Consider the following 16199-nt stretch of genomic DNA (forward strand, 5'->3'; position numbering starts at 1 on the left):
CTAGCTTAGCGGAGTTTATATTTTTGTATAAATCTCTAATTTTTAATTCTTATGACCAATAAAGTATTGTTAACGTTGATTCTAGGCGCAACGTGCTTGGCAAGTTATGCGCAACAAGCGGCCTCTCATCAGATAGAGGCCTGGGTAACAGAACCGGATCGTTCCGCTCTTTTTCAGAAACAGTCTGAACCCATTCCTTTCTCTACGCAAAATCCCTGGCGGGGAGGTGCTCCCATTGTGATTGACGAGTCGCATACCATGCAAAGTGTAGACGGCTTCGGTTTCGCCTTAACGGGCGGAAGTGCAGAACTAATGATGATGATGACGCCCTCGGCCAGAAAGAGTTTGCTGGAGGATTTGTTCTCAACCAAAGGTGACCATATCGGCGTGAGTTACATCCGCCTGACGATCGGTGCTTCAGATTTGAACAGCTTTGTCTTCTCTTACAACGACCTGAAACCGGGCGAAAAAGACATGGACTTGAAGAAGTTTGATCTGGCTCAGGACAAAAAAGATGTCATTCCGGTGATGAAAGAAATCCTGGCGATTGATCCTAACATCTTGATCTTGGCCTCTCCCTGGTCGCCTCCTACCTGGATGAAAACCAATGACAAGGTAAAGGCCGGCTCGTTGAAGACGGAGTATTATGATGTCTATGCCCGCTATTTTGTCAAGTATCTTCAGGCAATGGAGAAAGAAGGGATTCGTATCGATGCCATCACCATTCAGAACGAGCCGTTGAATGCCAACAATACGCCTAGTATGCGGATGTCGGCACAAGAGCAGGCGGATTTTATCAAGAACCACCTGGGACCTGAACTTAAAAAGGCAAATCTGAAAACTAAGATCGTATTGTTCGATCACAACCTCGACCGTCCGGATTATGCGCTTACTGTGTTGAGAGACCCGGAAGCCGCGCAGTATGTCGACGGATCAGGCTTCCATCACTACGGAGGCGATATGAGCGCCATGGCGGTCGTTCACAATGCCTTTCCCGAGAAACATCTTTACTTTACAGAGCAGATGATTGTAGAGCGTCCCGGAAGTCCGGATATAGCTATTGCTGCTCAGGTGAAACGTATGATTGTTAATGTAACCCGTAACTGGAGCCGGAATGTCATTCTTTGGAACTTTGCAGCCGACCCCAACAATGATCCGCATACCGACGATGGCGGATGCCCGATGTGTCAGGGAGCCGTTACACTGGACGGAGATAAGGTGACAAAGAACGTAGCGTATTATGTTATAGCTCACGCGTCTAAGTTTGTGCGCCCGGGATCTGTTCGTTTGGCATCTACAAACAAAGGAGACATGAGTGTCAGTCTTACGGTAGACGAAGAACGTCCCGAAGTCGTGCGTGTCGCTACTTTCGAGAATCAGGAAGTTCTCCCGAACGTAGCGTTTAAAACACCGGAAGGTAAGTTTGTCCTGATTGTGGCAAATGATACCTGGAATGTTTCCTCGTTTAAGATTCAGTTCAGGGGACAATATGCCTCTATACGCCTCAACCCCGGTGCTGTAGGCACATACATCTGGTAATTATTACAAACAAAACGAACCCTATTACAATGAAGAAGATAATTTTTATATTATTTGCTTTATCTATTGTCATGTCTATACGGGCAGTAGATAACCGTTCCATCTATACACAGCGTCCCAGTGACACAGAGGCTTATTACTTCACAGCCGAAAGTTATAACATAAAAGCCGACGGGAAGACCGATGTTACCGAGGCGCTCCAGCAAGCTATTAATCAGGTGAAGAAAGAGAAAAACTTCGGCATCCTGTTTATTCCGGAGGGCAAATACCTGATAAGTAAAACCATTTATGTGCCGAAGGCCATCCGCCTGATTGGTTACGGAAGCAAGCGACCGGAGATTATACTTAAGAAGAATGCTCCCGGTTATCAGGCAGAAGTTTCTACCGATAAGGGGAAAGCCAATTATATGCTTTGGTTTACGGACAATATGGTAGACGATGTGTCTAATATCCGCGATGCGGGTGCCGGCACGTTCTATAGCGCCTTGTCCAATATCAATCTGCGCATAGAAGATGGCAATCCTCATGCTGTAGCCTTGCGTACACATTTCGCCCAGCATAGTTTCATCAGTCATGCCTGTATATATATAGGTAAAGGAAAAGCCGGCTTGTACGACGTAGGAAATGAAATGGAGAACGTAGCCTTCTATGGTGGCGAATATGGTATCTATACCACGAAATGCTCGCCGGGATGGCAGATGATGATGGTTGACTCGTATTTTGAAGGACAACGCAAAGCAGCTATCCATTGCCAGGAAGTAGGCTTTACGATTGTGAATCTGCAGGCAAAGAATGTACCTGCCGTTGTAGATATTACGCCCAACTATCACGAGCGCCTCTTTATGGAGAACTGCCGCTTTGAAGACGTGAAGGGCCCGGCTATTGTTGTTAGCAACGAGAATAACGGAAACAATCAGATCACCCTCCGAAACGTAGATTGCCGCAATGTTCCCGTACTGGTGAAGTACAGAAGAAGCGAAACGGAAACAGCTGTGCCTCATAAGATATATAATGTACGGAATTATGCGCATGGCCTTCAGATGGATGATATGACATCGCATCCGGAGTACCGTACCCTGAGTGATATCGTTCCTCTGACAAAGATGCCGGAGGCAATGGTACGTGATATCCCTGCTTTGCCTGCTATGGAAAGTTGGGTGAACGTTAAAGATTTGGGAGCCAAAGGAGACGGTGTAGCGGATGATACGAAAGCATTTCAGGAAGCCATCGACAAACATGAAGTGATATATGTGCCGCAGGGTTGGTATCGCTTCACCGAAACGGTTCGCATGAAACCTTCTACCAAGCTGATAGGTTTGCATCCCTTTGGTACACAGTTTATACTGGAAGAAAGCACTCCGGCTTTCAGCGGCTTCGGCGCTCCGAAGGCTTTGCTCGAATCCTCGGAAGGTGGTGAAAACATCCTGAACGGTATAGGTATGAATACCGGAGGATATAACTATCGTGCTGTTGGCCTGAAGTGGATGGCCAATGCCCGTTCGTATGTGAATGATGTGAAGTTTGTAGGTGGACACGGCGGCATGGAGAAAGGCCCGGTTACCCTTCGTCAGTATAACTGGGGCGAACGGAAAACCAGCAGCCCTTCTGCTCCGGTGTACAATATGGGAATGGATCAGGCCTGGGATAACCAGTACTGGAGTTTCTGGGTAACGAAGAACGGCGGCGGAACCATCAAGGATATATGGACGGCCAGCATATACGCTACCAGCGGATTATACGTAAATAATACTTCTACTGCCGGACGCATCTACGCCATGTCGCTTGAGCATCATGTGCGCAACGAAGCCCGTTTCAAGAATGTATCTAACTGGAAGGTTTACGCTTTCCAGCTGGAAGAAGAAAGCCGCGAAAGCTCCGAATGTCAGCCGGTAGAGTTGGAAGGATGCAAAGACATGACCTTTGCCAATCTGTATATGTTCCGGGTGATCCGGGTTAATGTACCGTACCACAATTCGGTGCGTACCTGGAATTGCGAGAACGTGGAGTTCCTTAATGTGCATAACTACTCGCAGATTAAGTACACAACCGATCTTCCGATATACGATATCAATACCGATATCGAAGTGCGCCCCTGGGAGTTTCAACGCTTGCTTATTACCGGGAAAGAGCCTCGCCGCAATCCGCTTGCCAACAAGGCTGGGGTAGCAGAGCAACTCGCTTCCGGTTTTGAGTTTACCGAAGGAATTGCCAGCGATAGCAAAGGCAATGTTTATTTCTCTGAAAATAAAATGCGCCGTATCTATAAATGGAATGCAGAGACGAATCGCCTGTCGATGGTGGCTGATTTCCCCTGGAAACCCATCGCTCTGGCTTGCGATACGAAAGACAATCTGCTGGTATTGTTCCGTTACGATCCTCAGCCCGGCTATCTGGTAGACGGAAAGCAGGAAGCTATTCCTACTTTGCCCGATGCGCACGGTACCTCGTTTAGCGGATGGGGTAATTCAGGTTTCGGTTCCTGGGTGTACGCGATTGATCCGGAAAATCCCGAAGAGACAATCAAACTACTTCCCAAGGTTCCGATGGGGCAGATTAAACAGGTGAAAAAAGCCTTGTATCCGTCCAACCGTTGGAGAGATTTCCACGACTTTAATACCGTATCCGTATGGGTACCTGAGATGTGCTTTGTAGCACCGGATCAGGTAACGATTATCCCGGAGTGCTACGACTTGGCGCGTACTTCCTCCCTGTTGGAAGCCTATCCCGGCAAACCTTTCTATGCAGCCGACGAATACGACAAACGTATGGTGAAAATGGATGTCAGTGCCGATGGAAAGCTATCTAACCTGCAATACTTTGCAGAACGTGGAGAGTTCGGCTCGGCCGTAGACGCCCAAGGCAATGTGTATGTAGCCGACGGACAGATATACATTTACGATAAAGACGGAAAAGAGAAAGGCATGATCGAAGTGCCCGAACGTCCATCTACCATTACCTTTGGTGGAAAAGACGGGAAAACGCTGTTCGTAACAGGACGCTCTAAGTTCTTTAGAATTCCGGGTGCTGCTCAGTAACTATTATATCAGTAATATTGCTGATTTGTAACCCTTATTTTATATTTCTCACAGGTGTGAAAAATTCATTTCACACTTGTGAGAATTTTTTTTCACACCTGTGAAAAGTATGTTTTACAGCTGTGAAATGAATAAAACTTCGCTTTAAAGCAATAAAAAGACAACATCCTTGTTTGTAAATTAGTAAAACTAAAGCTTGAAAACCTTAGGACTGAAAAAAATGTTCTATATATTTGAGGGAAATTATATACCTGTTACAATATGGAGAAAAAAGCCTTTTTTTATGACACACCGGTCGGACGAATCGGTATTGCTGAGCAGGACGGTTTTATTACGAATGTGTTTTTCGGAAAGACCGTAACTCCTGATGTGTATATAGTTGAAGAAACACCCTTGCTGCGTAAGGCGGCGGAACAGCTAACGGAATACCTGGATGGGAAACGGAAAGAATTTGATTTGTCGCTTCGCCCGGAAGGAACCGATTTTGAGCGTAGCTGCTGGGATGCCTTGCTGTCTATCCCGTATGGCGAAACAAGGACCTACGGACAACAGGCTACTATGCTTGGGAATCCCAATGCCAGTCGTGCGGTAGGGCGCGCGAATGGGCGCAATCCGATATCTATTTTTATTCCCTGTCACCGGGTGATAGGGAGCAACGGCTCACTGACGGGCTTTGCCGGGGGGCTTGATATGAAAAAGGAGTTGCTCTCCATCGAGCAGTCTTTTTTCGGTACTAGGATATAATAATTTTAGCCAATGAAAGATCTGGAAAACGAAGACAAATTAGTAAAATACAGTGAGCATTACTCGGAAGAAAAATTCACCGACAAGTTGCTGAAGGTTGCACGAAAGGCAGGTGTAAAAGTAATATATGCCGTCTTTCTCTTGTACTATGCCTTGTCGGATAGTACGTTTCCGGCCAAAGAACGCTTGCTGATCCTGGGAGCCCTGGGTTACTTCATTCTTCCGGTAGATTTAATCCCGGACGCGATTCCTTTCCTTGGCTTCTCTGATGATTTGATTGCTCTGGTCTTTGCTGTCCGAAGGGTGTATATACACATCACACCGGAAATAAAAGAAAAAGCAAGGGCGCAGGTACTTAGTATTTTCGGCAAAGTTGAAGAAAAGGACTTCGACTTGTTTTAAAGGTTAGAAAAAACATAACATGAGGGTTTGGTTGAAATGGGTGGGGATCATCTGTCTGATACCTGTTGTATTATTGTTGATCGTTTCAATCCTTTTATATCTGCCGCCTTTTCAGCAATTTGTTCTTAAAAAGGCGACTCGATATGCCAGTGAAGCGTCCGGAATGGAAATCGACATGCAGCGGATCATCCTGTCTTTCCCCTTGGATGTGTCGGTTGACGGATTAACTGTCAGCTCTGCGGCTACTGATACCTTGTTGGCGGTAGACCGTCTTTCTCTTCGTATCCTGCCCGCACCCTTACTAAAGAAAATCATATCCGTTGATAAGTTAGAGGTAGAACAAGTCGTAGTTCATAGCGGTACCTTAATCGAAGGGATGGAGGTGGATGGCACATTTGACCGCCTGTCTGCCCGTGCCAAGCATATCGGCCTAAACGAAGAAAAGGCTGTGATTGATGATGTCCGCTTGTCTTCCGCTGCAATAACTGTTCGAATTGATTCTCTTTCGCAAGACGATTCGCCCTCCGAACCTCTCGACTGGGAACTGCTTCTGAAGCAAATCAGCTTGGAACAAGTCTGCTTTGCCTTGCAGATGAATACAAGCCCCGATTCCCTTCGCGTGGGCACCTATATTGATGTCGCTACCTTGAGGGAGGGCGCTGTTTACCTGGCAGATGCTCGCTACCAGGCGGCGCATTTTTTATTGTCGGGCAGTAGCCTCGACTATCGTACCGGCCATCAGGAACCATTGTCCGGCTTGGATCCCTCGCATATCGTGCTCAATAACTTGAATATTTCGGTAGATTCTCTTTACTATCAAGAGGGAGAAGCCCGTGCAGATATCCAAAATCTAAGCGCCGAAGAACGCTCCGGACTAACGATTTCTTCCCTGAGGGGTAAGCTGTCAATGGACAGTACCCTGATATCCATCCCGGACTTACTGCTGAAAACACCCGGCTCGGAAGCCCGCTTGCTGGCAGAAATACCCCAAACGGTATTCAATCCCGTATCGCAAGGAAATATGCGGGTATTGTTTACAGCCTCTGTAGGCAAAAAAGATTTGTTTACCCTACTGAACGGAATGCCGAAAGCATTCGAGAATCATTATCCCGATACCCCATTTAGTCTGGCTACGCATGTAGAGGGTAATTTGTCATTACTGAATATTCGTCAGCTAAAGGCCGAACTTCCTGCTGCCCTGGTGCTGGATGCAACGGGACAAGTGGGAGCTGTCACAGACAGTGTCCGGCGCTCTGCGGATATCCGCTTACAGGCACAAAGTCGTAAGATGGACTTTCTGCTGGGTTTACTGCCAGCCGAACAACGTGAACGCTTCCTGATCCCCGCCGGAATAAAACTGTCGGGCAATCTATCACTGAAGGAACAGACCTATGCAGCTAATCTGTTATGCACTGAAGATAAAGCCAAGGTAACACTTGATGCGCAGTACAATATACCCGGCGAGATCTACCAGGCTTCCCTCTCGATAGACAGTCTGGAACCACAACATTTTTTGCCGCATGATTCCCTAATGTGGCTGGCGGCTGAACTTCGGGCAGAAGGGCAGGGGACAGATCCTTTCGCTTCCCGTACAACAATGGAGCTGAAAGGGCGGATAGAGCGTGTCGGCTATGCCGGTATCTCCCTGAAAGATATTACCCTCGGTGCCTCGTTGAAAGAACATCAGCTGCAAGCTGAACTGAATAGCCTGCATCCGGATGCCGCAGCAGGCATTACCTTAGACGGTACGCTACGCGAGGATGAATTATCTGCTATGCTGATAGCCGATATAGATAGTATCAACTTGCGGAAGATCGGCTTAACAACCGATAGCTTCTCCACGTCCTTTCAAGTCTTTGCAGAAATGGAAAGTGACTATCAGAAGCGAAACAAATTAGACGTGACCTTAGGCAACTGGGAACTAGTAACGGGACGAAACCGTATTCATCCCAAGACGCTGACGCTACATGCCCGCAGCGATGAGGATACCACCCGTGTGTCTTTTCATGTGGGGGATCTGGGGATTACGCTTACGGGTAATGCTGATCCGGAGACTATGCTCAACCGGATATCGCTTGTGTCTTCTGAGATGACAAAGCAGATGAAGGAGGATTCGCTCATTAACATAGCCGCCCTGCGTCCTTCCTTTCCGGATGTGAGTCTGCGGATCGTAGCCGGGAAAGACAACCCGGCCTATAATATTCTTCAGCATTACGATATGGGCTTCAGCCGTTTTGATCTGGAAGCTTTGGCTTCGCCGGAGGATGGGCTTCTGATGGATGCCTCCCTCTACACGCTCCACCGGGATACGTTTCTGATCGATACGGTGATGGTTTCGATACGTCCTACGGAGGAAGGCCTGAATTATCGGCTGAATGTGCTGAAGAATCGTTACATGCAGCAAACACCTTTCAGAGCCAGCCTGCAAGGATCGGTAAAGAACCGCTATGTAGATACCGAGTTACTATACAAAAATGAAAAGCAGGAAACAGGCGTGCAACTGGGTATTCGTGCAACTAAGGAAACGGATGGTTTCAAGTTCCGCCTATTCCCTGAACGTCCTGTCTTGGCTTTTCATTCCTTTTCCCTGAATGCCGATAATTATATACGGATGAAGAATCCGAAAGATATAGAGGCAAATGTCCGTTTTACAGGAGGAGGAAATACTTCGTTTTGGCTGCATACGGTAGAGAGCGGGGGTGATTTCCCGGAGCAGCATATCGAATTGAGCCAGGTAGACCTGGAAGCGCTATCGGAAGGCTTCCCCTGGTTGCCCAATATGCGAGGTATTCTTAGTGCAGACATTCAGTATGCCCCTTCGGAGGAGTCCTTTATGGTAGTGCTCGATACCCATGTCGATACCCTTATATATGAAAAAGGACGGGTAGGGGAGCTAATGCTGAATGCCGTGTACCTTCCCCTGGACGATGCTTCCCATCAGATAGATATACACTTCTCGCAGGATCGTGAAGAGGTGGCTTCGGCTACCGCTCTTTATTATTCGGCCAAGAAGAACGACAACCTGGAAGGAAGTCTTAACCTGACGACACTTCCGATGGCTATGCTTTCTCCTTTTATCCCGGACAAGATGGCCTCGCTGAGCGGTGCCCTGAACGGGGAACTGAGCATTCGGGGATCTGCTTCGGCTCCGAAAGTAAATGGTTATATGCAATTTGATACGGCTTCGGTCTACATAACAGCAGCGAACGCCAGCGTCCGTCCGGATAACCGGAAGATCGAAGTGAAAGACAGCCGCGTTTTGTTTGATAAGTATGCGGTTTACTCCTCGGGTACCAATCCGCTGGTTATTGACGGGAATGTAGACTTTCGCAACCTGTCCAAGATGACAGCCGATCTAAAGCTGAATGCCTCAGATCTGCAACTGCTGAATTCTAAAAAAAGCCGCGAAAGTATTGTTTACGGCAAGATGCTGGTTAGCCTGTCGGCTACTGCCAAGGGGGCCTTAGATGCTTTAAATGTGAGAGGAAATATGCAGCTGTTGGGTGGGACAGACTTGGTATATATCATGACCGAATCTCCGCTGACGGTGCAAGACCGCTTGAAGGATCTGGTCACTTTTACTTCCTTTACCGATACGCTTATCCGTGTCCGCAGGCGGCAAGGGCCGCTTCCTTTGGGAGGTATGAATATGCTCATGACGCTCCGTATAGACCCCATCGTGCATCTGCGGGTTGACTTGTCGCCGGATCGCTCTAGTTATGTAGAACTGGAAGGTGGCGGTGATTTGTCCTTTCAATATACATCCCAGGGAGATATGCTGCTGAACGGGCGTTACACCCTCTCGGACGGAAAGATAAAGTACGCCTTGCCCGTTATTCCGCTGAAGGAGTTTGCCATAAAGGCAGACAGCTATGTACAATGGGATGGCGACATGATGAATCCACTTCTGAACCTGGCGGCCACCGAACGTATGAGAGCTTCGGTTAGTACAGCCGGAGAAAACTCGCGGATGGTAGATTTCGACGTCGGCATAGACTTGAAAGAACGCCTGGATAATATGTCGTTGATGTTTACCATAGCTGCTCCGGGAGATATGTCTATGCAGACTACGCTTAGCTCCAAAGGAGCGGAAGAACGCTCGAAACTAGCGGTTGGTATGATGGTAACCGGTATGTATATGGAAGGTGGAAGCGGTGTGAACCTGAACATGGGAGATGCCCTGAGTAGCTTCCTGCAAAGCGAAATAAACAACATAGCCGGAGATGCTCTCAAGACAGTTGATATCTCTTTCGGCATGGATAGTTATGATCAGGACTCGGAGATGGGCGGGGGCTCACGGACGGATTATTCCTTCCAGTTTGCCAAACGTTTCTACAATGACCGTTTGCGGGTAGTAGTAGGCGGGAAAGTATCGACCGGCAATGTGCAGCAAAACGATGCCTTCCTGGATAATGCCTCGGTAGAGTGGCGCCTGGATGCTGCCGGGACACGATACCTCAAGTTGTTTCACGACCGGAATTACGAGAGTCTGTTGGAAGGTGAAGTAGTAGAGACGGGCGTAGGCGTTGTGTTGCGGCGGAAGATGCTACACTTGCGGGAATTATTCAATTTCAAGAAAAAGAAAGTACAACCCATACCGGAAGATCGCGAAGAAGCGGAATACGAAAAAGATGAAGCGCAATAAGTATATATATAATGTAGGATGGATGTTCGGCTGGCTACTGTTATTGGTTTCCTGCTCGACGACCCGGAATCTGCCCGAGGATGAGGTATTGTACACCGGCATCAAATCGATAGAGGTAACCGACAAAGATGTTTCCAAGGCGCAAGACCGGGCCATGGAAGAGCTGGACGCGGCGCTGTCTTACCCTCCGAATAATGCCTTCTTCGGAAGCTCTTCCCTGCGCGTGCCTTTCCCAATGGGTTTGTGGATATACAATAGTTTTGTGAACAAGAAGGGCAAAGTAGGGAAGTGGATCTTTGATACATTTGCTGCCAAGCCGGTATTGCTTAGTACCGTAAACCCGGAGGTGCGCACCTCTGTTGCTCGTAATATATTAAGGGAAAATGGTTACTTTGACGGGACCGCTTCCTATGAAGTCATTCCCAACAAAAAGAATCCCCGCAAGGCGCAGCTTAGTTTTACACTGACAATGAATCATCCGTATACCTATGATAGTATACGGTATATGCGTATGCGTAGTCCGGCCGATTCGCTGGTTGCCTTGCATATGAACAAATCCCTATTGCACAAAGGAGCTAACTTTAATGTAGTAGACCTGGAGCAGGAACGACAGCGTATTTCTTCCCTGCTTCGCAATGCGGGATATTATTACTATCGTCCCGAGTACATCGTGTACCAGGCCGATACACTGATGGCTCCGGGGAAAGTATGGCTGCGTGTGCGGCGGGCGGAAAGCGTTCCCTCTTCGGCTTTGCGCCCCTACAAACTGGGAGATATTTCGGTGTGGTTGGGAGGATATAACAACGAGCCTCCGACCGACTCCGTACGCTACAAAGACCTGACCATCCACTACGAAGGGAAACTTCGTGTGCGTCCTTCCGTACTGTACAAGCGTCTGCGCTTTCAGCCGGGCGACTTATATACGCTGGACGCTCAGCAGCGAACGCAATCGGGTATGAGCCGCCTGGGTATTTTCCGCTATACGGAGATGCAATATACACCACGGGATACCACGCGGAGGAATGATATCCTGAATCTGCGCATTAATACGGTGTACGACTTGCCGATTGACGGCGAGCTGGAAGTAAACGTAACCACAAAAAGTAACGACTTGGCAGGACCGGGTGCCATATTCGGCGTTACCCGGCGGAATGTCTTTCATGGCGGGGAAACGTTCAATGTGGAATTGAGAGGTTCGTATGAATGGCAGACTAACAAGCGGACAAGTAATAACAAGTCTTCCATCAATAGTTATGAGCTGGGCTTATCTTCTACGCTCACGTTCCCCTCTGTTTTGTTTCCCGGCTTTGCGCATCGCGATCTGGAATACCCTTCAAGTACGACGTTTCGTATTTATGGTAGCCAACTGAATCGCGCCCGCTTCTTTAAGATGCTATCTTTCGGCGGAAGCATGACGTACGACTTTCAGCCGACAGCTACTACCCGCCACTCGATTACCCCTTTCCGTTTGTCGTATAACCTGCTGCAAAAGACAACGGCAGACTTCGATAGTATAGCCGACGTAAATCCGGTACTATACCTCAGCTTGCGAGATCAGTTTATTCCGGCTATGAGTTATACGTATACCTATGATGATTCGCCACTGAGCTCTTTAAAGAATCATATCTGGTGGCAAACAGCTTTTACGCAATCCGGAAATATTCTTTCGGGTATTTATGCCCTGGCGGGAAAGAGCTTTGACGAAGAAGAGAAGAAGCTACTCGGAAATCCCTTCTCCCAATTTGTGAAGCTAACCAGCGAACTTCGCTACAATTACCGACTGGACAGAAACAATCGTTTGGTAGCACGGGTAATGGCTGGTGCTATTTACAGCTATGGCAATGCAAGGGTGTCTCCGTACAGCGAACAATTTTATGTGGGAGGAGCCAATAGTGTACGGGCCTTTACGATACGCAGCATAGGCCCCGGGCGCTTTAAGCCGGATTATGAGAACAACCGTTTCGCTTACATCGACCAAACGGGCGATCTTAAGCTGGAAGCAAACCTGGAGTACCGCTTTCGTGTAGCAGGCGACCTATATGGCGCTACCTTCCTGGATGCGGGCGGTATCTGGTTATTGAGAGAGGATGAATACCGCCCCGGCGGAACATTCAAAGTCAGTCGCTTGTTAAAAGATCTCGCGCTGGGCACCGGCTTTGGTTTCCGATACGACCTTGACTTCCTAGTGATTCGTGTAGACTTAGGTATCGGCCTCCACCTGCCTTACCAAACAAGCAAAAAAGGTTACTACAATATCGAAAAATTCAAGGACAGCCTCGGCCTCCACCTGGCAGTGGGTTATCCTTTCTAATGCAGTACGCAGAACGGAACACGCAGCACGGCAGAATAATTCACGTCCCAATAAAAATAGCTCACGACCTGATAAATCCGGGGCGTGAGCTATTTTATTTCACAAACGAGAGATTTTTCCCGTGCTGCGTTTAAATCTTATCTGTTACGTAATCAATGATATTAAGGCAGAGGGCTGTTGTTTGGCCGTCGTTGTCTAAACGAGGGTTTAGCTCTACCAAGTCCATCGACTTTACAAGATTTGTGGAGAGGATGGATGCTACAAATTCTTCAAACTCTCCGGGGGTTAATCCTTCGGGAACGGGTGTTCCTGTTCCGGGAGCATACGCCGGATCGATACTGTCTACGTCAATGCTGAAGTGTACGTTCCGGATCTTCCTTTGCTTTAGTTTGTTTTGAATGTCTTTGGCTACATACTCCATACCTTTCTGACGAATGGTATCCATTGTATAAACACTTAGTTGCTCGCGCTCGATAAGTTCCCATTCTCCTTCATCCAGACTACGTGTTCCAACCAGAAATACGTTTTCAGGGTGCACTTTGTTCCCCGGAGCATAGACATCAACCAACTCTTTGCTTCCCATTCCCATTAAGGCACTCAGGGGCATGCCGTGGATGTTTCCGCTGGGGGATGTTTCGGAAGTGTTGATATCGCCATGTGCATCCAGCCAGATAATGCCGAAGTCGTCAAAACATTTACCTACACCGGAGGCACTGCCCAGTCCCAGGGAATGATCGCCGCCTATCACGAGAGGAAAAGCTCCTCCGCGTAGCGTGTCATATACCAGCTCAGCCAGGTTGTTGTTTACCTCTACAATGGTGTCCAGGTATTTCATGCCGTCTCCGCTGGCAAACTTCTCACTCTCGGAAACGGGTGGGACATATAAATTTCCTAGGTCGAAAGCCCGGTGGCCATTCTTGCGAATGATATCCATTAAGCCTCTTTCGCGCAAATGATTCGGGGCTTGTTCTGCTCCGACACAATCGCAGCCTAAATTCAACGGGACTCCTATAACGTTTACTTTCATATTATTATATTTTGCTGAAGGTGTAACGTATAATCTCTACTGCCTCCATCATTTGCTCCTTTGTGATAATAAGCGGCGGAGTGAAGCGGATGATATCGTCGTGCGTTGGCTTGGCAATCAGCCCGTTTCTTTTCAGTGCCAGACAAACATCCCAAGCTGTTTTCCCGTTTAACGGTGAGGTGACAACGGCATTCAAGAGTCCTTTGCCCCTGACAAGTTTGATCATGGGACTTTCTATCTTTCTCATTTCCTCGCGGAAGATCTCTCCCATCTCCTGAGCATTCTCTGCCAGCTTTTCTTCTTTTACCACTTCAAGGGCTGCGATTGCAATTTTGGCCGCCAGCGGACTACCTCCGAATGTAGAGCCATGCTCGCCCGGCTTGATTGTCAGCATAATGTCATCGTCAGCTAATACGGCAGAGATAGGAATGGTTCCTCCGGAGAGTGCTTTCCCGAGGATAAGGATATCCGGGTGTACCTTTTCGTGGTCGCAGGCTAATAATTTGCCGGTACGTCCTACGCCGGTTTGTATCTCGTCAGCAATAAATAATACGTTATGTTCGCGACACAATTCGCGACAGCTGTGCAGGTATCCGTCATCCGGAACAACTACTCCGGCTTCTCCCTGAATAGGTTCGGCTAAGAAGCCTACAATGTTTTTATCTTTTTCCAGGAGTTCGCGTAACGCTTCCGCTTTATTGTATGGAATTTTGAGGAATCCCGGGGTGTAAGGACCAAAGTCTGTATAGGCTACCGGATCGGTGCTCATGGATATGATAGAGATGGTGCGTCCGTGGAAGTTCTCATGGCAGACAACTATTTTAGCCTGTTCCGGCTCTACGCCTTTCCGGCGATATCCCCAATGCCGGCACAGCTTCAATGCTGTTTCTACTGCTTCTGCTCCACTGTTCATCGGGAGTAATTTGTCGTAGCCAAAGTACTTGCAGGTATATTCCATATATTCTCCCAGCGCATCCGAGTAGAAAGCGCGTGAAGTAAGCGTTAGCTTTTCAGCTTGCTTGCTCATAGCCTGGATTATCTTTGGGTGACAATGCCCTTGGTTCAGAGCAGAATATCCCGACAGGAAATCGAAATAACGTTTTCCTTCTACATCCCACACAAATATGCCTTTTCCTTTTTCTAACACGACGGGCAGCGGATGGTAGTTATGTGCCCCGTACGTTCCTTCACGATTGATAAATTCTTCCGACCTCATAAGTATTTAGTTTTGAATCTTTCAATATGTCAATCAAACGACATATCCACTATTCAAAGGTAGCGGTTTTGCTATCAATGTGGCAGAAAATACAATATGTTAAGAAACATCTGCGACTATTCCTGGGTCGTCAGGGAATTAATCAGCGGATTGGAATACATCTCCAGTATCTTGGTGCGAAGGAATGCCTCGTCTTTATTGGGGATCACTATCTTGTCGAGCTGCCCTTGCAGGTATGACTCAAATTGTTTCTTGTCTTTTAATCCGTAATTGCTGCTGAATCTATTTGTGTTGGTTAGCATATCGTATGCCACGTAATTGCAGGGATAAAAGCGATAGTGTTTGTATATTTCCGTGTCTATGATGCTGGCTATGGTAGCGTAAAGTTCGGTTTTATCCATTTCCTTATCCAGCTTTTCCAACTGTGGGTTGATGGGCGAGGCAATGGTGAAATGTACGCGTCCTTTGCTGTTTAAGATACCAGTTTCCATACTCAGAAGATCATCGCGACGGCTTTTTATAAAGTCGGGATTGTCTCGTTTCTGCTGGAATTCTTTTGCTTTCAGGAAGTCGCAGGGATCAAATTCGTAGGAAATCGCTACGGGTAGGATATTCAGTTCTATTAGGTTGGTTAATACATCCTTTTCGCCACCCATATTCAGCATTTTCAGAATGCTGGTTTGTGTTTTGTCGTTTGAATCCTTGGCACGTCCTTCCCGCTGGGCAATCCAAACGGACTCTTTGGTTTCTTTAATTGTATGATGTATGTATGCCGAAAGCTGAGCACTGGCTAGCAACTGCTGGCGTCCGGATACATTACGTTTGACGATGAAACTGTTGTTTAAGCGGACCACTGTTTCAATCCATGGGTGTGTCAGCAGATTGTCTCCGATAGCTACCTGGGTAAGGCCGTAACCTACTTCAAACAGCATGACATTCAGGAAAGCGGCATCCAGTACAATATCCCTGTGGTTGGAAATAAATGTACAAGGCTTCTGTCCTTCCGGTAAACGGCTTCTGCCTGAGATGGTAAGCGAGAAGGTGGTATTTTTGGCAACCATCATTACCGCTTCGTAGCCCAAGTTGGCTTTGAAATCTTCTTTTGTTTTGAATGTCCGCATGACCTGTTTGAACTGTTCCCAGTCCAGATCCGGTTTTATATAGCGAAATGCTTCCTCAAAATCCTTGCAGGCAATTAGTTCTTCAATTGCCCCTTTTACCTCGTCGTTTGTTAGTGGACGGATATCGTCGAAATTCGGAGTTGCTTTATCTGTTTCCAT

9 protein-coding genes are annotated in these 16199 nt (G+C 47.6%); 6 read left to right on the forward strand and 3 right to left on the reverse strand.

Annotated elements, in window-relative coordinates; genetic code table 11:
* The first annotated feature begins 51 nt into the window (after positions 1-51).
* From M2470_RS12235 to M2470_RS12260, 6 genes are all read left to right on the forward strand, one after another.
* Positions 52-1539: a glycoside hydrolase family 30 beta sandwich domain-containing protein gene (locus M2470_RS12235; RefSeq protein WP_280745312.1), complete on the forward strand. Its 1488-nt coding sequence runs from the start codon at positions 52-54 to the stop codon at positions 1537-1539.
* A 29-nt stretch (positions 1540-1568) separates the two neighbouring features.
* Positions 1569-4574, forward strand: coding sequence for a glycosyl hydrolase family 28-related protein (locus tag M2470_RS12240; protein WP_280745311.1), 3006 nt, complete (start codon positions 1569-1571; stop codon positions 4572-4574).
* 261 nt (positions 4575-4835) lie between these two features.
* Positions 4836-5318: a methylated-DNA--[protein]-cysteine S-methyltransferase gene (locus M2470_RS12245; RefSeq protein ID WP_280745310.1), complete on the forward strand. Its 483-nt coding sequence runs from the start codon at positions 4836-4838 to the stop codon at positions 5316-5318.
* A gap of 12 nt (positions 5319-5330) precedes the next feature.
* Positions 5331-5720 (forward strand): YkvA family protein, encoded by a 390-nt coding sequence (locus tag M2470_RS12250; protein ID WP_280745309.1) that lies wholly within the window; start codon positions 5331-5333, stop codon positions 5718-5720.
* A gap of 19 nt (positions 5721-5739) precedes the next feature.
* Positions 5740-10365 carry a translocation/assembly module TamB domain-containing protein gene (locus tag M2470_RS12255; RefSeq protein ID WP_280745308.1) on the forward strand — a complete coding sequence of 1542 codons (4626 nt, stop codon included), beginning with the start codon at positions 5740-5742 and terminating at the stop codon, positions 10363-10365.
* Positions 10352-12676 (forward strand): BamA/TamA family outer membrane protein, encoded by a 2325-nt coding sequence (locus M2470_RS12260; RefSeq protein WP_280745307.1) that lies wholly within the window; start codon positions 10352-10354, stop codon positions 12674-12676. The genes M2470_RS12255 and M2470_RS12260 overlap by 14 nt, the downstream gene beginning before the upstream one ends.
* 130 nt (positions 12677-12806) lie before the next feature.
* Here M2470_RS12260 and rocF read toward each other — a convergent pair whose 3' ends face one another.
* The 3 genes from rocF to M2470_RS12275 form a co-directional block, all read right to left on the reverse strand.
* Positions 12807-13703, reverse strand: coding sequence for an arginase (gene rocF / locus M2470_RS12265; protein WP_280745306.1), 897 nt, complete (start codon positions 13701-13703; stop codon positions 12807-12809).
* 4 nt (positions 13704-13707) lie between these two features.
* Positions 13708-14919: an ornithine--oxo-acid transaminase gene (gene rocD, locus M2470_RS12270; protein WP_280745305.1), complete on the reverse strand. Its 1212-nt coding sequence runs from the start codon at positions 14917-14919 to the stop codon at positions 13708-13710.
* 116 nt (positions 14920-15035) lie between these two features.
* Positions 15036-16199 carry a 1-acyl-sn-glycerol-3-phosphate acyltransferase gene (locus tag M2470_RS12275; RefSeq protein WP_280745304.1) on the reverse strand — a complete coding sequence of 388 codons (1164 nt, stop codon included), beginning with the start codon at positions 16197-16199 and terminating at the stop codon, positions 15036-15038.

This window comes from Parabacteroides sp. PH5-46 (assembly GCF_029892785.1).
Taxonomy (GTDB): domain Bacteria; phylum Bacteroidota; class Bacteroidia; order Bacteroidales; family Tannerellaceae; genus DFXE01.